At 66.8% G+C, this 17606-nt stretch carries 18 protein-coding genes and 1 pseudogene; 11 read left to right on the forward strand and 8 right to left on the reverse strand.

The genetic code is table 11. From position 1 onward, the window contains the following. Positions 1–11 precede the first annotated feature (11 nt). Positions 12–236 (reverse strand): hypothetical protein, encoded by a 225-nt coding sequence (locus tag KY499_RS10105; RefSeq protein ID WP_123256726.1) that lies wholly within the window; start codon positions 234–236, stop codon positions 12–14. 80 nt (positions 237–316) lie between these two features. Here KY499_RS10105 and KY499_RS10110 point away from each other — a divergent pair, with 80 nt between their 5' ends. From KY499_RS10110 to KY499_RS10125, 4 genes are read left to right on the forward strand one after another with little or no spacing between them, the layout of a single operon-like run. Further along, on the forward strand, positions 317–811 hold the full coding sequence (locus tag KY499_RS10110) for a MarR family winged helix-turn-helix transcriptional regulator (protein WP_123256725.1): 495 nt from the start codon (positions 317–319) through the stop codon (positions 809–811). Between the two features lie 27 nt (positions 812–838). After that, positions 839–1381, forward strand: a complete 543-nt coding sequence (locus KY499_RS10115) for an SSI family serine proteinase inhibitor (RefSeq protein WP_219885331.1) — start codon at positions 839–841, stop codon at positions 1379–1381. Positions 1382–1385: 4 nt separating this feature from the next. Continuing rightward, positions 1386–2348, forward strand: coding sequence for a 3-methyladenine DNA glycosylase (locus KY499_RS10120; RefSeq protein ID WP_219885332.1), 963 nt, complete (start codon positions 1386–1388; stop codon positions 2346–2348). Continuing rightward, on the forward strand, positions 2345–2716 hold the full coding sequence (locus KY499_RS10125; protein WP_123256722.1) for a serine protease inhibitor: 372 nt from the start codon (positions 2345–2347) through the stop codon (positions 2714–2716). Before KY499_RS10120 ends, KY499_RS10125 begins: the two co-directional genes overlap by 4 nt. Before the next feature lie 78 nt (positions 2717–2794). Here KY499_RS10125 and KY499_RS10130 read toward each other — a convergent pair whose 3' ends face one another. Continuing rightward, positions 2795–5959 (reverse strand): S8 family serine peptidase, encoded by a 3165-nt coding sequence (locus KY499_RS10130; RefSeq protein WP_219886980.1) that lies wholly within the window; start codon positions 5957–5959, stop codon positions 2795–2797. 319 nt (positions 5960–6278) lie between these two features. Then, the gene (locus KY499_RS10135) at positions 6279–6461 is read right to left on the reverse strand and encodes a hypothetical protein (protein ID WP_123256721.1); all 183 of its coding nucleotides are present in this window, start codon (positions 6459–6461) and stop codon (positions 6279–6281) included. A 253-nt stretch (positions 6462–6714) separates the two neighbouring features. Here KY499_RS10135 and purS point away from each other — a divergent pair, with 253 nt between their 5' ends. The 3 genes from purS to purL are packed head-to-tail and all read left to right on the forward strand — an operon-like array spanning position 6715 to position 10065. Beyond that, positions 6715–6966 carry a phosphoribosylformylglycinamidine synthase subunit PurS gene (purS, locus tag KY499_RS10140; RefSeq protein ID WP_123256720.1) on the forward strand — a complete coding sequence of 84 codons (252 nt, stop codon included), beginning with the start codon at positions 6715–6717 and terminating at the stop codon, positions 6964–6966. A 1-nt stretch (position 6967) separates the two neighbouring features. Beyond that, positions 6968–7741 carry a phosphoribosylformylglycinamidine synthase subunit PurQ gene (gene purQ, locus KY499_RS10145; RefSeq protein ID WP_123256719.1) on the forward strand — a complete coding sequence of 258 codons (774 nt, stop codon included), beginning with the start codon at positions 6968–6970 and terminating at the stop codon, positions 7739–7741. Further along, entirely contained in the window at positions 7738–10065 is a 2328-nt protein-coding gene (gene purL / locus KY499_RS10150; protein ID WP_219885333.1) for a phosphoribosylformylglycinamidine synthase subunit PurL, read from the forward strand. Before purQ ends, purL begins: the two co-directional genes overlap by 4 nt. A gap of 87 nt (positions 10066–10152) precedes the next feature. Here the strand turns inward: purL and KY499_RS10155 are convergent, their stop codons facing one another. Genes KY499_RS10155 through KY499_RS10175 form a run of 5 tightly spaced genes read right to left on the reverse strand, consistent with a single transcriptional unit; the run spans position 10153 to position 12320 of the window. Continuing rightward, entirely contained in the window at positions 10153–10539 is a 387-nt protein-coding gene (locus KY499_RS10155) for a hypothetical protein (RefSeq protein WP_123256717.1), read from the reverse strand. A 51-nt stretch (positions 10540–10590) separates the two neighbouring features. Continuing rightward, the gene (locus tag KY499_RS10160; RefSeq protein ID WP_123256716.1) at positions 10591–10887 is read right to left on the reverse strand and encodes a DUF503 domain-containing protein; all 297 of its coding nucleotides are present in this window, start codon (positions 10885–10887) and stop codon (positions 10591–10593) included. A gap of 38 nt (positions 10888–10925) precedes the next feature. Next, positions 10926–11468, reverse strand: coding sequence for a DUF1990 family protein (locus KY499_RS10165; protein ID WP_219885334.1), 543 nt, complete (start codon positions 11466–11468; stop codon positions 10926–10928). After that, the gene (locus KY499_RS10170; protein WP_219885335.1) at positions 11465–11887 is read right to left on the reverse strand and encodes an MmcQ/YjbR family DNA-binding protein; all 423 of its coding nucleotides are present in this window, start codon (positions 11885–11887) and stop codon (positions 11465–11467) included. The genes KY499_RS10165 and KY499_RS10170 overlap by 4 nt, the downstream gene beginning before the upstream one ends. A 7-nt stretch (positions 11888–11894) precedes the next feature. Next, complete coding sequence (locus KY499_RS10175) at positions 11895–12320, reverse strand: CoA-binding protein (RefSeq protein WP_123256713.1); 426 nt, start codon at positions 12318–12320, stop codon at positions 11895–11897. Between the two features lie 341 nt (positions 12321–12661). Between KY499_RS10175 and KY499_RS10180 the strand changes: the two genes are divergently transcribed. From KY499_RS10180 to acs, 4 genes and pseudogenes are all read left to right on the forward strand, one after another. After that, entirely contained in the window at positions 12662–13510 is an 849-nt protein-coding gene (locus KY499_RS10180; RefSeq protein WP_219885336.1) for an ABC transporter ATP-binding protein, read from the forward strand. Positions 13511–13612: 102 nt separating this feature from the next. Next, positions 13613–14656 carry an aliphatic sulfonate ABC transporter substrate-binding protein gene (locus KY499_RS10185; protein WP_123256711.1) on the forward strand — a complete coding sequence of 348 codons (1044 nt, stop codon included), beginning with the start codon at positions 13613–13615 and terminating at the stop codon, positions 14654–14656. Then, positions 14656–15567: an ABC transporter permease gene (locus tag KY499_RS10190; protein WP_123256710.1), complete on the forward strand. Its 912-nt coding sequence runs from the start codon at positions 14656–14658 to the stop codon at positions 15565–15567. The genes KY499_RS10185 and KY499_RS10190 overlap by 1 nt, the downstream gene beginning before the upstream one ends. Beyond that, positions 15543–17598: pseudogene (gene acs, locus KY499_RS10195) on the forward strand (acetate--CoA ligase). The gene KY499_RS10190 and the pseudogene acs overlap by 25 nt, the downstream one beginning before the upstream one ends. The last annotated feature ends 8 nt before the right edge of the window (positions 17599–17606 follow it).

A 17606-nucleotide genomic window follows, 5' to 3' on the forward strand; every position in this document is an offset into this window, starting at 1 on the left:
ACGTCCGCCGCCTACCGCAGGGACTTGTCCTCCGGGTTCCGCGGCACAACGTAGGTGGAACCGTCGGGCCGGCGCAGGGTCTCCCATTGCCGGGTTTCGGCCTGGCGTTGCTTCAGCAGGTGCTGGTTTTGCTCTGTCATCTCGTGACCGAGGGAGCTGCGGTTGGCCGGGCCGAAAATGGCGCGCAGCTTTCCAGTAGCCCGCATGAACCTCTGGGCGGCGTTTTCCTTGGCCATCGCTGTCCTCCCACTGTCAGCACATCAATTCCCTCAGTGTACGCTAATCATTAGTGTACTAATCGGCTCAAGGAGCGGGCATGACCGAAGGAACCGCGGAAGGGCAAACGGCGTCGGACGATCTCCTGCTTGAACAGCAGCTCTGCTTCGCTTTGACGGTGGCGTCGCGAAGCGTGGTGGGGGCGTACAAGCCCGTCCTGGACCGTCTCGGGCTGACCCACCCCCAATACCTCGTGATGCTGTGCCTCTGGGAATCCAGCCCGCGGTCCGTCCGCGAGATCAGCGACGCGCTGGCCCAGGAGCCGGCGACCATTTCTCCGCTGCTGCGCCGCCTGGAAACCGCCGGCCTCCTCAGCCGCCGCCGCGCCGCAGGCAACGAACGCGCCCTCGATGTGCGGCTGACCGCCGCGGGTACTGCACTCCGGCAGCAGGCGACGGCGGTTCCCGGCATCATGATGGACCGCCTGGGCCTGACCCGTGAGCAGGTCAGCCAATTGCACGCATCCATGATGGACCTGATTGCCGCAACGAAAAGCCCACCCGGGACCGCTGCGGAAGAGGCTCCCCAGCGGTAGACTGTGCTGGACTGAGGAGGACAGCTGATGCGCAAGCAACTGTGCCGTGCGGGGCTCGTTCTGCTGGCTTCGGCCGCGCTGGCCGCCTGTACCCCGGGGGGCGGCGGTGACGCGCCGTCGCCGACAGCCACGGCCCCTACGGGCACGTCGACCGCTTCACCGGACACGGAAACGACACAGCCTGCGCCCTCGCCGTCCGGAGTGCCGTTGCCGTCCGGATCCGGCCAGGGCCACGCCGAGCTGGCCATCATGATCAAGCCCTCCGCCACGGGGGCCCCGAGCAACTTCACCCTGGTCTGCCAGGACGGCGTTCCGGCAGCCGAAAGCAACCACCCGGACGCCGCCGTCGCGTGCGGGGCGCTGAAGGACAACCCGGCGATCCTTAGCCCGGCACCGCCGGCCAAGGACCAAATGTGCACCCAGCAGTACGGCGGTCCGCAGCAGGCCACCGTGACCGGAGTCGTGGACGGCTACTCCGTCAATGCGACTTTCAGCCTGAGCGACGGCTGCGAAATCGCCAACTGGAATGCTGCCAAGGCTATTCTCGGTTCCAGCGGCGGAGCTGGCTAGCCGGATGCACCTCCTGCAGGATGACTGGCTGCCACGCCAGGCCGCCCACGAACAACGTGTCCGGCGCTACGCGGACCCCTACCTTGCCCGCCGCTCCGGCGGCCGGAAGCACCCGGTGGAGGACTTCCTCTTCACCTACTACACGCAGAAGCCGGGCCAGCTGTTGCGCTGGCACCCGGGCGCCGGCGTTATGCTCTCCGGCCCCGCGGCGGCCGAACGCACCGGCTGGAAGCATTACCGCGCCGCCAACGACGGCGAACTCGCCGCCGCCGGGCTGCCGCCGGGCACCGCAGCGGTGACGGTCGACGTCGACGCGTTCCTGCTCGGTCGGGGCGAAGCGCTGAAGTTCGCCGGTATTATTCTGGCCGGGACCGCGGCAAGGCCCGCCCAGTTCGGCTGCTTTGGCCTGCACGAATGGGCGATGGTCTACCGGCAGGACAAGTTCGAGCTCCGGCATGAGTACCTCAGACTGCGGCTCGGCGCCGACCACACGGACCAGGTGGTGGAGGAGAACCGGATCCGGTGCTCGCACTTCGATGCCTTCCGGTTCTATACCCCTGATGCCGTACCCTTGAACAGCCTCGAGCCCAGCCGGGACAACCAGCGGACCATGGAGCAGCCCGGCTGCCTCCACGCCAACATGGATCTCTATAAGTGGGCCTACAAGCTGGCGCCGGTCCTGCCGAGCGAGCTGGTGATGGATTGTTTCGAGCTGTCCTGGCGGATCCGTGCCATGGACATGCGCGCCTCCCCCTATGACCTGGCGGAATGGGGCTATCCGGCCATCAGGATTGAAACTCCCGAGGGCAAGGCTGACTACGTGGACCGGCAGCGAGCCTTCGCCGCCGAGTCCCAGGAACTTCGGCACAGGATGCTCCGCGAGATTTCGCCCCTCCTGCGGGTCCTCGGCCCGGACACGGGCACAACAAACCCCCGGACAACCAGCCGTAGCGCAGGACAGCCGTGACGGCGCACCCCGGTCCGTACGACGTCGACCTCACCGTCCGTCTGACCGAGACCCCGGGCGCCCCGGAACGGACCTTCCGGCTCCAGGCCAGCGGCGGAAAACCCACGGGCGCCTCCAACCTGCCCGACGCCGCCGCGGCCCTCGCCGCTGTGGAGCGGCTGGGTCCAGACATCTTCTTCCCGCGGCCCGGCCCTCCGAAGATGTGCACCCAGCAGTACGGCGGCCCGCAAGTCGCTGTCGTCACCGGCTGGTTCCTGGGCCGGGCCGTCAGCAGTGCGTTCAGCCGCACCGACGGCTGCGAGATTGCCCGGTGGCGTTCCATGGCGGCGTTGCTTGGCGGGGTTGCCGGCGGGACGGGCGCCATCTAGACCCCGGTCGAAACGGAACGGCAACGGCCGGCAGTGGAAAACCGCCGGCCGTTGCCGTTGCTCAAAAGTGCCTGTCAGCTAGACAGCGTTGTTCGGGGCCGGGGCCTGATCCGCGTTCTGGATCTTACCCTTGTCCTTCTTCACCTTCTTACACTTGTCCTTCTTTTCCTTCTTTTCCGTATCCTGGTGGCCCGATACGGCCTCATCTCCGGGACCGTCGCTGCTGTCCTGGTCCTCGCAGACGGGCGGTACCACCACTGCGCCGGCCGAGGTGACGTGCACGCTGACGAAGGTCGGCGAGCTGGCCCCGGCAAAGGTCACCCGGCCGATGTACGAGCCCGGCTCCAAGCCCGTCCAGACCAGGCTGACCGTGCCGGACTTGCCGTTGGGCAGCGTGAGTGGATTCGGCGAGATGGCCGCATTGCCGGGGTTGGCGCCGAGCACCGCGGCGTCCACCGAGGCCTTCGTCGCCCGGTTACCCGTGCTGGCATAAAGATTGGCGTAGATCCTATACGTTCCGGCGGCCGGGTTCGGGATTGAAACAGACTCGCTTGCCGATGACGTTGCCACCGTGAGGGGACCGTTGGGAGTCATGACATACATGTCAAAGTCGGCGTTCGGATCGGCGGAGATAACGGAGAACTTGGCCAGCGGGCTGCCGGCCGGAACCTCCACGGTCTTGACGTGGTTGGAGGCATCCGTCACGCCCGAAAATTCACCCGGGACCAGTTCCACGGCGGTGGAGTCCGCCTTGGAAAGACCGTCGAGGGTCATCTTGACCGGCGCGTCCGTACCCGAAACAACCTTGATGTCACCGGACCCTGACGCACGGTCCGAGGTGAAGGCCACATCGCCCGCCGCCACGACGGACTGAGGCCGGACGGCGATGGGCGAAGTGACAGTCTGGTTGGCACCCTGCCAGGTCAGCGAGCCCTTGGCGAACTGACCGAGAGCCGCGCCCTCATTTTCGAAGGAAACCTTGAAGGTCCGTTTCTGGCCGGCGGCACCGAAGTTCAGCATCTCGGGGGTCACTTTGACCCTCACACCGGGCAGGTCCACTTTGACCCGGTAAACCCCCGGGGTCAGCGCTGTCACGGTGCGGGTAACCTCAATTTTGCCCGCGAGGTTACCCAGGGCGAAGGAGGCGACGTTCATGTCGCGCGGTTTAGTAGTGGGCCCCTTCTTGTCGGTGTCGAATCCGGTACCCCGAACAAACGCAGCGTAGTCATCCGTCGTGGCGTCGTAGATTAGTCCGGGTTCAAGCACCCGGGCCGGGTCCACCTGGCCTGCGCCGGTGGCGAAAACGTCCGTGTTCACGGAGCCGTCGGCGAGCTTGATAGCACCGGCGGTGGTCATCATGGCGGACTTCACCGCGGCCGGAGACCACAGCGGATTCCTGGACAGGATCAGCGCGCCGAAGCCGGCCACGTGCGGGGCCGCCATCGAGGTGCCGGAGAGGAAACCGAAGTTATCCCCGCCGGTGCCGATCGGCGAAACGCCGGCCAGGACGGCCACACCCGGAGCTGCGACGTCGGGCTTGAGCAGGTCCGAGCCATTGGCCAGGAGCGGCCCGCGGGAGGAGAAGCCGGCAATTTGCGGCTGCGCCTCGGGCGGCAGACCGGTCGTGTCCTTGTTGACCAGGGACACTGTGAGCGCCGGGTTGGCGGCGACCTTGGCCTTGATCGCCTCCGTGGCCGGCGGGTTCACGTGAACGGTCGGCACGGCGTGCTTGTCAGTGTCGAGGGAGGAGTTGCTCAAATTGACCAGAATCATGCCGACGCCGCCGCCCCGCAGGACCTCGGCGCTCTTTTCGACGCGGTCCACGACTCCGCGATCGCACACCACCACTCGCCCGGCAATCTTTGCCGGGTCCAGGGACCCGGCTACGCAGAGGTTTGCGTCGCCGGCACCGGAGCCGGCGTCGGCGGCGAGAACGACGCCCGCATTTGCTACCTGGCCGTTCATGATGGACGCGCCGCGGTACTTGATGCCGTCGGAGAACTCCACGGTGCCCTGCAGTTCTTGCGAGAAGCTGCTGGCTGCAACGGTGGTCAGCCACGGTGCACCGTGGTTGACGGTGCTGGCGGTCGGTCCGGAGTTGCCGGCCGAGGCCGCCACGAAGATGCCGGCCGAGGCCGCGGACAGGAACGCCATGGACACCGGGTCCGTGGTGGTGTCCGTGGCTCCGGAAATGGAGTAGTTCAGCACGTCCACGCCGTCAAGGACGGCCTGGTTGATGGCACCGATGGAGGCTGAGGAGTAGCAGCCGCCGCTGTTGGGGTTGGTGTCCTCCCAACAGACTTTGTAGATGGAGAGCTTCGCGGCGGGCGCGATCCCGCTGGTCTGGCCGAAACTGCGCCCGTCCACGAAGGCCTCGACGTTGGCGTTGCCGGCGGCGGTGCTGGCGGTGTGGGTGCCATGGCTCCCGGTGTCGACCGGGGAGATCAGTTCAGTCGGCGCCGGAGTGGCGGTGGCCTGGAAAGCGTCCGCGAAATAGTGGGCGCTCAGGACCTTGGAATTGCACGCGCTGCCGTCAAAGCCCTCGCCCGCCTGGCACTCACCGACAAAGGTGTCGCCGTCGGACTTGAGCATGGCGATTTTGCCGTCGCCTGTGCGATAGGGCACCCCGACGACGGGGTCCCCGCTGAGGGGCTTGACCGGCTCCCCGGCGAAGTACGGGCTTGACGGCGTGTACCCGGTGTCGATGACGCCGACGACGACGCCCTTACCGGCGCCCTCCGGTCCACCGAACTGGGTGTTCCAGGTGCCGTTGTCGCCGCTGAGCTTCAGGAAGTCAGTACTCGAGTAATCCGGGGCGTTCTCGGTGTCCGGGGCAACGAGGAGGACGCCCGGATCCTTGGCCAGTTTAATGGCCTGGTCCGCGGTCAGGGTGGCGCTGAAGCCGTTGAGCGCGGCGGTGAACTGACGCTGGATGGCGATGTTCTGTCCGCCGGCGACTTCTGCCTGCTTCTTCTCGAGGTGTGCCTTGTACTTCTTGACCTCGGCCTTGTTGGAGTCGAGTTTTCGGCCCTTTTCGGGCTTCGTTGCCGCCAGACCCGCGGTGCCGCCATCATATGTAACGGACGGTTTCTCAGTCAGGACCACCACGTAGCGGCCATCCTGATAGGTGTTCTGGTCACTGCTGTTTTGCGCCACTGCCGTGCCTGCCGGCCCGTGGGCCGGCGCCGCGTTGGCCGGGGCGATCGCGGCGGTCGACAGAAGCAGGGGCAGGCCCAGGGTCAGTGCCGCGGCCCTCCGGAGTCCCCCGCTTCGAAGGAAGCTCTTACCTGGTGATTTCACGAGTGATTGAGACCTTTCATAGGAAATGGCCCCGGCTGCAGCACCGGGCCAATTGGGCTGGGCGAACTGCCCCCCAGCAGCCCCGCGCGGACGCGAGGAACACCAGCCGATTCATACAGTACAGACTGTTGGCCAAATATGACACAGACCACAAAAGACTGTGAAAGTTTTGTCACACGCTTTTACGGCGCCACGAATCCGACGGACTCGAAGAACTCAGTTGAAGGGCGGCGGCAGCCGCCTTAAAGCGCCCGGCCGGCTGCTAGCTCGGCGTCCGGACCATTTCGCTGATCCGGGTGCGGGTCTGCTCATCCAGCGGTCCGGCGACGTTGCTTTCCCGCGCAGCCCGGTCTGCCTTAACTTTCTGGAGAACCATCCGGCCCAAACCCGCGAACACAGCGACGGCGACCACGGGCAACACCACGGATTTAGGATTCTCAGCCATAGCGACATCCTACTGATGACAGGGTTCCTGATCCATAGCTGCCGCCCCGGCCGCGGTGCACGTTCACACTTACAGCTCGAATGCACCGGGACCGTCCCGGGCCGGTAGAATGGGGATGCAAGCTCGCGGAGCGCCCGATCACACCTCTTTTAACGACACCGTTTCTTGACGTCACCGTTACTGGTGAGACCGGCGTGAGACGGCATCACTCCGCTGCGCCCTTACCCACCTGCTCACGCACAGGAGTTGCCGGATGCCCCGGATCATTGTCGACGTCATGCTCAAGCCCGAGATTCTGGACCCGCAGGGGAAGGCCATCGTCGGTGCACTGCCCCGGCTGGGCTTCACCGCTTTCAGCTCTGTCCGCCAGGGCAAGCGCTTTGAACTCACGGTAGACGGCGAGGTGACCGAGGAGATCCTGGCCCAGGCCAGGGACGCGGCCGAAACCCTGCTGTCCAACCCGGTCATCGAGGACGTCGTTAACGTCGAGGTCGTCGAGGCCTGAGATGACTGAAATCCCCTTGATCGGCGACGCCCTCGCCGCCACGATCGAGCCGACGCTCGCGGGCGCAAAAATCGGCGTCGTCACCTTCCCCGGCACCCTCGATGACCGCGATGCCGCCCGTGCGGTCCGGTTGGCCGGCGGCACGCCGGTAGCGCTCTGGCACGCCGACACCACCCTCGGTGACGTCGACGCCGTCGTGATTCCCGGTGGATTTTCCTACGGTGACTACCTCCGCGCAGGCGCCATCTCCCGTTTCGCGCCGCTCATGGCCAAGGTCATCGACGCCGCCAACTCGGACGCCTTGCTGCCGGTCCTCGGCATCTGCAACGGCTTCCAGATCCTCACCGAATCGCACCTGCTGCCCGGCTCCATGATCAAGAACGATCACTTGAAGTTCCGCTGCCGCGACCAGATTCTGCGCGTGGAAAACAACGCCACGGACTGGACCCGGGACTACGCCTCAGGCCAGGAAATCACCATTCCGCTGAAAAACCAGGACGGCCAGTACATCGCCGACGAAAAAACCCTGGATGCCCTCGAGGCAGAAGGCCGTGTGGTGTTCCGCTACGTCGGCTTCAACCCCAACGGCTCCCGCCGCGACATCGCCGGTATCTCCAACACCGCCGGCAACGTGGTGGGCCTTATGCCGCACCCCGAACATGCCGTCGAGGTCGGGTACGGCCCTGGATCACTGGACGGATTCGGCGTCACGGACACCGACGGCCTCGGCTTCTTCACGTCGGTGCTGAACAAGATTGTGGGAGTAACCAAATGACGGAAACCTCGACCGGTCCGCTCGCCGGCGCCAAAAAATTCAATATCGACACCGTCGAGAACGCCGCCGCAACCCCGACCGTGGAGTTGCCGTGGGCCGAGCTGGGTCTCAAGCAGAACGAGTTCGACGAGGTCGTCAAGGTCCTGGGCCGGCGCCCGACCGGCGCTGAACTCGCCATGTACTCGGTGATGTGGAGCGAGCACTGCTCCTACAAGTCCTCCAAGAACCACCTGCGCCAGTTCGGCGACAAGGTCACGGATGAAATGAAGAAGGACATGCTGGTGGGCATCGGCGAGAACGCCGGCGTCACCAACCTGGGCGACGGCTGGGCCGTGACGTTCAAGATCGAGTCCCACAATTCGCCGTCGTTCGTGGAGCCCTATCAGGGTGCCGCAACCGGCATCGGCGGGATTGTCCGCGACATTATCTCGATGGGTGCCCGCCCGGTGGCCGTGATGGATCCGCTGCGTTTCGGCGCGATTGACCACCCGGACACCGCCCGCGTGATGCACGGCGCCGTGGCCGGCATCGGCGGCTACGGCAACTCCCTGGGCCTGCCCAACATCGGCGGCGAAATGGTCTTCGACTCCGTCTACCAGGGCAACCCGCTGGTCAACGCCCTGGCCGTCGGCGTTATGCGCCACGAGGACATCCGGCTGGCCAACGCCTCCGGCAAGGGCAACAAGGTAGTGCTGTTCGGTGCCCGCACCGGCGGCGACGGCATTGGCGGCGCCTCGGTGCTGGCCTCGGAGTCCTTCGACGACACCAAGCCGTCCAAGCGCCCCGCCGTCCAGGTCGGCGATCCGTTCGCCGAGAAGGTACTCATCGAGTGCTGCCTGGAACTGTTCAAGGGCTCCCTGGTCGAGGGCATCCAGGACCTGGGCGCCGCAGGCATTTCCTGTGCCACGTCCGAGCTGGCCTCCAATGGCGACGGCGGCATGGAAGTCGAACTGACCTCGGTGCTGCTCCGCGACCCCACCCTGACCCCGGGCGAAATCCTGATGTCCGAGTCGCAGGAACGCATGATGGCCGTGGTCACCCCGGAAAACATCGCCGCTTTTGAAGCCGTGATGGACAAGTGGGCCGTGGAATACTCCTGGCTGGGCGAGGTCACCGACACCGGCCGCCTGATCATCACGTGGGAAGGCGAAGTCATCGTCGACGTCGACCCGCGCACAGTGGCGCACGACGGCCCGGTCTACGACCGCCCGTATGCCCGCCCCGAGTGGCAGGACGCCCTGCAGGCCGATACCTTCACCGGCTCGGTGCAGGACGCAGCCCGCCCGGCCGGCCCCACGGACCTTGCCGCAGCCGTCACCGAGCTGGTCGCCTCCCCGAACATGTGCAGCAAGTCCTGGATCACCGACCAGTACGACCGCTATGTCGGCGGCAACACCGCCATGGCATTCCCGGACGACGCCGGCGTGGTCCGGGTTGACGAGGAAACCGGGCTCGGCGTGGCCCTGGCCACCGACGCCAACGGCCGTTACACCTTCCTGGATCCGTACCACGGCGCGCAGTTGGCGCTGGCCGAGGCCTACCGCAACGTGGCCACCTCCGGCGCCGTTCCGATGGCCGTCAGCGACTGCCTGAACTTCGGTTCCCCCGAGGACCCGGACGTCATGTGGCAGCTGGCCGAGGCCATCCGTGGCCTGTCCGACGCCTGCATGGAGCTGGGTATCCCGGTCACCGGCGGCAACGTCTCGCTGTACAACCAGACCGGCACCACCCCGATCCACCCCTCCCCCGTGGTGGCTGTGCTGGGCAAGTTCGACGACGTCGCCCGACGCACACCGTCGGGCTGGCGCGAAGACGGCCAGGCCATCTACCTGCTCGGCACGACCGCTGCGGAGCTGGACGGTTCGGAATGGTCGAACATGCGCGGACACCTCGGCGGGCTGCCGCCCAAGGTTGACCTCGCCGCCGAACGCGCCCTGGGCGAAATCCTGATCAATGCCTCCCGCGACGGCATGGTCGACTCCGCCCATGACCTCTCCGAAGGCGGCCTCGCGGCGGCCCTCGTGGAGTCTTCGCTGCGCTTCGGCGTCGGCGCACGGATCGCCCTGCAGGACGTGCTGGACCGCGACGGGGTGGACTTGTTCACCGCGCTGTTCTCCGAAAGTCAGGGCCGCGCCGTCGTCGGCGTCCCCCGGTCCGAAGAGATCCGCTTCACGGACATGTGCACCGCGCGCGGCTTCGCGCACGCCCGGATCGGCGTCGTCGACGCAGCCGGCGGCATGCTGGAGATCAACGGCGTCGACGCCCTGTCCCTGGACGCGCTCCGCGAAGCCCACGAGGGGACCCTGCCGAAGTACTTCGGCTAGTCCCCCGCCGCTCGAAAGCAACGCGGGGTCCCTTCCCGCCCATAAATCCCGTCGGGATGGGCGTCAAGGGACCCCGCGTTGGTGGTGTTAAGGCTGCGGCTGCTTTTTGGCGGCGCTGGCGCTGGAGAGGATGGCGATCGCACCGATAAACGCCAGGACCTGCCCGGCGACGCAGAGGATCCGGACGGGGAAAACGTCGAAGAGATCATCCAGGAAGACCGCCAGTGTCAGCATCGGCACCACCATGAAAATCACGCTGCCCAAGCGGCGGGGATCGGCCATCGACCCGAGCAATCCCAGCAGCGGAACCATCACACCGCCCACGGCCAGCCCAACCGCCAGAACGGTTGAAAGCCCCCCAAGCTGATCCCGCACCAGCAAGGATTCATCCACGCTGAACGCGGCCAGCATGCCGGCCCCGCACAGGGCGATGACGGCCAAAAGAATTTTCACGTGCGTCGCGTTCAAGGTCATGCTGGGTACTTTATCCCGCACAGCCGACACTTGTGTGTTCGGACGGGCGGGTCAGGCGTCGTCACTGCGGAGTTCGCGCTGGCGGGCGCTGAGCAGCTCCATGTCGGGGCGGGCGGCCATAAAACGTTCGACGGCGTCGAGCACTTCGACGAGGTGGGCCCGGTCCGCCGTCACGAGGCCGACGCCGATGAGCGTGCGCCGGTGCTGGTCGTGCAGCCCGGACTCGGTCACCGAGACGTCGAAGCGGCGTTTGAGCTCGGCCAGGACAGGCCGCACCGCGGATCGTTTGTCCTTGAGGCTGCGCACGTCGCCGAGCAGGAGGTCAAATTCTATCCAGCCGATCCACATGCTCCCATTGTCGCCGACGCCGGGAGGCGGCTCACCGCTCACCCGGGACCGGCGGCCAGCTCCCGGGCACTGTCCACGTAACGGGCGGTGACATGCCGCCGGGCCCGCTGCGCCAGAACGTCGCCGGCCGCAAAGAACCAGTTGGACGGGACCCCGAAGGCCATGATCCGCAGCGTCACCTTGCCGGCCTCATCGATGGACACCTCAAAGGACTCCTCCCCTCGGACCGGATGCCCCGGCAGGGTCCCGTACCCGAACCCTGCCGATTGCGGGACGTCCTCGGCCAGCGGCTCCCGCACCCAGACCACCTCGCAAGGCGCGTTGACGCGGAACGGTCCGACGCCGAAACCGCTCACCACCCGCCCGCCGGGGTCCGCCACGCCTGACTCCGCCCGGACCCGGAGCCCCGCACCGCGCTGGAGTTGCCACGACAGCGTGCCCAACACGGCCCGCCGGTACGAGGGGAAACCATGGCCCAGGTAGGCTTCGGTGACACGGCAGTCAACGCCCGCCGGCGGGCCGTGTTCCGTGGAACCAATGCCGGGGTAGTTCAGCTCGCCGCCGGTGATGCGCCCGGTCACGGGGTGTCCACTCCGCGGCTTCCTCCGGCCAGCCGCGCCCAGCCGAGCTGCTCCTGCTGGGCCCGGCTCAGGCCGGCGACCACGAGGTCATAGGAGTCCTCGACCAGGTCCCGGATCATCGAATCAGGCAGCGCACCGTCCAGCCGTACGCCGTTCCAGTGCGTCTTGTTCAGATGCCAGGCACCGGTGATCTCCGGGTGGGCGGCGCGCAGTTGCTGCGCCAGCGTCGGCTCACATTTGAGGCTGACGGCCAGGCCGGCGTCATCCATGGCGGACAGGGCAAACATCTTCGCGTCGTTCCGGGCTCCGCCGGAAACCGCGGCCCGGACCTTGAACACGGAGGTCTCCGGACCAAAGGGAAAGTCCTCAAAAGCGCCGGGAAACCCGAGGCAGACTTTCCGGAGTCCGGCAGCATTCATCGTGCGCCTACAGGCCAAAACGCCGCGCGTATTGTGCCGGGCAGGCGTCCATGATGACGCTGAGCCCGGCAGCTTCAGCCCTGGCCGCCGCAGCCTCATCGACAACTCCCAGCTGCATCCAGACGGCCTTCGCACCGGTGGCAATCGCCTGGTCCACCACGGCGCCCACCCGGTGTGAATTGACGAAGCAGTCCACGACGTCGATGGGCTGCTTTTCTGCGGGGATATCGGCGAGCCGGGCGTACCCGGTTTCGCCGTGCACGCTTTCTGCCCGGAGGTTCACCGGAATGATCTCCATTCCCAGCCGGTCCCGGATCAGGAGGGAGGTGTCATAGGCGGCGCGCCACTGATTGGTGCTGAGGCCGACAACCGCCCACCGGCCCTTCGTGCACATGAGCCGTTCGAGGACGGCCGGATCGTTGACATGAGCCATGGGGACAGCCTACGCGCCGGAATCCGCCGCCGGGGGCCTCGGAACCAAGCCGTCCGAACAATCGACTGCCGCGTGGTCGCTCCGGACATAATGACCGAATATTACGCGCGCACGGGCGCCACTTTTGGCAAATGCCATCAGGTGGGATGTAGTTGTCTACGACCATCCCGAGCGGCCGAGAGACCTGGATCGATGAAGCCGCAGCAACCCTGGTCGCTGGTTGTCCGTCCCCGGACGTCAGCGATATCAAGGATTTGAGCCACGGGAACGACCGGACTGACCACCCGGGCGCGACGGCTCTTTCCGTAGGGTGCTACTGCCAGGACCGATGGAGTACCCCTATGACTGCTGTCCTGTCCCCCGTCACGCCACCTGCCCGCGCCGTCACCCAGGTCACCGCCGGACACGGTTTCAGCCCGGCCCTGCCGGTGTCTTTCCGCGGGCTGCGCCGCAGCTTCGGCTCCGGTTCCGACGCCCACACCGTCCTCCGGGACATCGATTTCGAGGTGCAAGCCGGCGAAGTCCTCGCCGTCCTGGGCACCTCCGGCTGCGGTAAATCCACGCTGCTGCGCGCCACCGCAGGACTCGACTCGCCCACCGCGGGCAGCGTGGACATAGACGGTTCCCCCGTCCAAGGCATCGACCCGCGCTGCGCCTTCGCCTTCCAGGAACCACGCCTCCTCCCCTGGCACACCGTGCAGGCCAATATCGCTATCGGCCTGCCCTCCGGCAGCAGCGCCAAAGCAGGCAAAGCGAAGGTGGCGCGGCTGCTCGATCTCGTCGGACTGGAAGATTTCGCCAAACACCGGCCTCGGGAAATTTCCGGCGGCATGGCCCAGCGCGCCTCGCTGGCACGGGCCCTGGCCCGCAACCCCGGCGTACTTCTGCTCGATGAGCCCTTCGGCGCCCTGGATGCCCTGACCCGGATCAAAATGCAGGACCTTCTGCTGGAGATCCACCAGGCCGAACCCACCACTGTCCTGCTCGTCACCCACGACGTTGACGAGGCCCTCCAACTGGCGGACCGCATCATTGTCCTCGGCAAGGACACCGCGGACGGAGCCGAAGCCGGCGCAACAATCATTCGCACCGTTGAAGTACCCGGCGCACGCCCCCGGGACCGGGCCTCCGCGGACCTGGCCCGAATGCGGGCCTCGCTCCTGGAAAGCCTCGGCGTCAGCGGCCACTAGCCGCCCCGACCGGTCCACCGTTCCAACCGGACACGCCAGGATCCTGCCGTGTCCGACCACCCATCGTTTTTGCCACCTCCGCACCGTTCCCAAAGGACCCCCATGCCCTTCGCACGCACCGCCACCCGCCGCTCCGTCCTCGCCGCTGCCGGCATTTCCGCTGCCCTCGTCCTGAGCGGCTGCGTCGCCGGGGAGGGCTCCGGCGGCGCACCGTCAGCGACCGCTGCCGCCGGGGGCGGCACCCTGAACATTGACTTCGCCACCTACAACCCGCTGAGCCTGATCATCAAGAACAAGGGCTGGCTGGAAGCCTCACTCAAGGACCAGGGCGTCACCGTCAACTGGATCCAGTCCGCCGGGTCCAACAAAGCCAACGAAGCCCTCCGCTCGGGCGCCGTCGACGTCGGGTCCACCGCCGGCTCGGCCGCCCTGCTGGCCCGGGCCAACGGTTCGCCGATCAAGACCATCGACATCTACTCGCAGCCGGAATGGTCGGCTCTCGTGGCCAAGCCATCCTCCGGGATCGCCACGGTCGCAGACCTCAAGGGCAGGTCAGTGGCCGCCACGAAGGGCACCGACCCGTACTTCTTCCTACTCCAGTCCCTGGCCGAGGCCGGAGTCTCCGTCAAGGACGTCACCGTACAGAACCTCCAGCACGCAGACGGTCGCACCGCGCTGGAAAACGGCGCCGTGGATGCCTGGGCCGGACTCGACCCGATTATGGCCAGCGCCGAGAAGAATGGCGCCACCTTGTTCTACCGCAACGTCTCCTTCAACAGTTACGGCTTCCTGAACGCCAACGAGTCGTTTCTGAAGGACAAGCCGCAGCTGGCGCAGGCCGTCGTCAACGCCTACGAGAAAGCCCGCGCCTGGGCCGCAGCGAACCCGGACGAAACCGCGCAGATCCTTGCCGACGTCGCCGGCCTGGACGTCGCCATCGCCAAGACCGTCATCCTGGAACGCAGCAACTTCGACGTCGACCCGGCGCCGGGCGAGGCCCAGCGCAAGGTCCTGGCGAAGATCGGCCCGACCTTCGTCGAGACCGGGGATGTGTCCAGCCAGGACAAGATTGATACCGCCCTTGAGACCCTTCTTGATGACTCGCTGGTGAAGAGGGCGGATGCGTCCGCCATCAAGGATTCCTGATGACTTACCCCGGGAATCCATCGCTCACCAGCGCCAATGTTGCGGACGGGCGCGCTGCAGCCGCCCCCGCAACTCCGGCAGACGCCGCCCGGCCGGGCCCGACCCTTACGGGTTCGGGCGGCTCCCCGGCGAACGGATGGTCCCCCGCCGGGATCCTGGCCAACGGCTGGGCGCGTCTGCTCCTCGGATTGATCATTCCGGCGGCGGTGCTGGCTGTCTGGCAGATCTCCACCGCGGCCGGGCTCTTCAGCGTCGTACAGCTCCCGCCTCCAGCCATGGTGGTGGAGGCCGGCCTTGACCTGATCCAGCGCGGGGAACTCGGCCAGCACATCGCGATCTCGACCCAGCGCGTGCTCATCGGTTTCGCCGCCGGCGCGGGCCTCGGCCTGCTGGCGGGCTCGCTCGTGGGTCTGTCAAAGTTCGCGGACCTCCTGCTGGCCCCGACCATCGGCGCCCTGCGCGCCGTGCCATCCCTCGCCTGGGTGCCGCTGCTGATCCTCTGGATGAAGATCGGCGAGGACTCCAAGGTCACGCTGATCCTGATCGGAGCGTTCTTCCCCGTATTCACCACCGTGTCCGTGGCCTTACGGCACGTGGACCGGAACCTCGTGGAAGCCGCACGGGCCTTCGGACTCAAGGGCGTGCGGCTCCTGACCACGGTTCAACTCCCGGCTGTGGTGCCCGCGGTCTTCTCCGGGCTCCGGCTCGCCCTGGCCCAGGCCTGGCTGTTCCTCGTGGCGGCCGAGCTCATTGCCTCCTCCATGGGGCTCGGCTTCCTGCTGACCGATTCGCAAAACAACGGCCGCACCGACCGGCTGCTGCTGGCAATCGTGCTGCTGGCCGTCATCGGCAAAATTACGGACGGACTGCTGGGCCTTGCCGAGAAATGGGCGGTAAAACGATGGGCCTGAACATCCCCGGAACCACCCTGACCGGGAGCGCCCTGGCCGAGTCCGGCGCCGTTCCCGGCACTCCTCGCGGAACCGAGGCGGACCGCATCGCGTTCTGGGAGGCTGCCGCGCTGCGACTCGACTGGGAGCCGGCGCCAGAACGCCAGTCCCCCGGGAAATGCCCCGGGAAGGACCCCGGCCAGGATGGCAAGCCGTGGCACACGGCGCACCGCCGGGTGCCGGCTGATATCGAGGCCGGCACCGGCCCGGCCATCACCTGGTTCGAGGGCGGGAAGCTCAACGTCGCCTACAACTGTGTCGACCGCCATGTTGCAGCGGGACGCGGTGACAAGGTGGCGCTGCACTTCGAGGGTGAACCGGGCGACCGCCGCTCCATCACCTATGCCGAACTCCAGCGCGAGGTCGCCAAGGCCACCAACGCCCTGCTGGACCTGGGCATCACCCGGGGCGACCGGGTGGTCATCTACCTCCCGGTCATCCCGGAGACGGTGATCATCACCCTGGCCGTAGCCCGGATCGGTGCCATTCATTCACTGGTCTTTGGCGGTTTTTCCGCCGAAGCGCTCAGGTTCCGGGTGGAGGACACCGGCGCGAAACTGCTGGTCACCACCGACGGCCAGTTCCGCCGCGGTGTCGCCGTCCCGGTCAAGGACAACGCCGATGCCGCCGTCGCCGGCAACAATGCGATCGAGCACGTGCTCGTCGTCAACCGCACCACCGCCCCCGGACAGCTGGACACCGTCCCGATGACCGCCGGCCGCGACGTGTGGTGGCATGACGCCGTCGGGCAGGGCCTCCGACATCCACAGCCCCGAGGCGTTCGACGCGGAGACGCCGCTGTTCATCATGTACACCTCAGGGACCACCGGGAAACCCAAGGGCCTGGTGCACACCTCCGGCGGCTACCTCACGCAGGCGTCCTGGAGCTACGAGCATCTCTTCAGCAACCCGGACCCGGCCCTCCGGGACCAGGACATCCACTGGTGCACGGCCGACCTCGCCTGGGTCACGGCCCACACGTACGAGCTCTACGGCCCGCTCTCCAACGGCGTCACCCAGGTAATCTTCGAGGGCACACCAAACACCCCGCACCCCGGCCGGCACCTCGAAATCATCGAACGTTACGGCGTCACGCAGTACTACACCGCGCCCACCCTGATCCGTTCACTCATGGGATGGTTTCCCGACGGTGTCCCTGCCGGCTACGACCTCTCGTCCATCCGGATGCTCGGTACCGTCGGCGAGGCGATCAACCCCGAGGCGTGGCGCTGGTTCCGGAAGAATATCGGTGCCGGGACAGCGCCGGTCGTGGACACCTGGTGGCAGTCCGAGACCGGCGCCACCATCCTGTCCCCCGCCCCCACCGACACGGACTTCAAGCCGGGCTGCGCTGCCCGGCCGCTGCCGGGCGTCGGCACCCGGATTGTGGACAAGGCCGGCCATCGGGTACCGCCGGGAGTCCAGGGCTTCATTGTGGTCGACGCCCCGGGACCCGCCATTGCCCGGACCGTGTGGGGCAACCCGCAGCGCTACTACGATTCCTACTGGCGCCAGTACGCCGAGCAGGGCTGGTTCCTCGCCGGCGACGGCGCAAAATACGACGCCGACGGCGACATCTGGATCCTTGGACGCGTGGATGACACCCTCAACGTCTCCGGGCACCTGCTCTCCACGATCGAGATCGAATCCGCCCTCGTTTCCCACCCGGACGTCGTAGAGGCCGGGGTGTGCCCGGTCCCGGACGCGAAGACCGGGCACGCAATCGTGGCGTTCGTCGTGCTGCGGGAATCTGCCGTAACCCCCGCGTACGAGCTCAAAGCCCACGTCGCGCAGCAGATCGGGCCAATCGCCAAGCCCCGCGACGTCGTCGTCGTTCCCGATGTGCCGAAAACCCGCAGCGGCAAGATCATGCGCCGGCTGCTCACCCAGTTGTTCGAAGGAACCACGCTCGGTGACACCACCTCGCTCCAGAACGAACCAGCCATCGCGGACATCCAGGATGTCCTGCGTACCCGTAAAACCCGGATGTAAAGGAACTC

This window comes from Arthrobacter sp. PAMC25284, assembly GCF_019443425.1.
Classification (GTDB): domain Bacteria; phylum Actinomycetota; class Actinomycetes; order Actinomycetales; family Micrococcaceae; genus Arthrobacter; species Arthrobacter oryzae_A.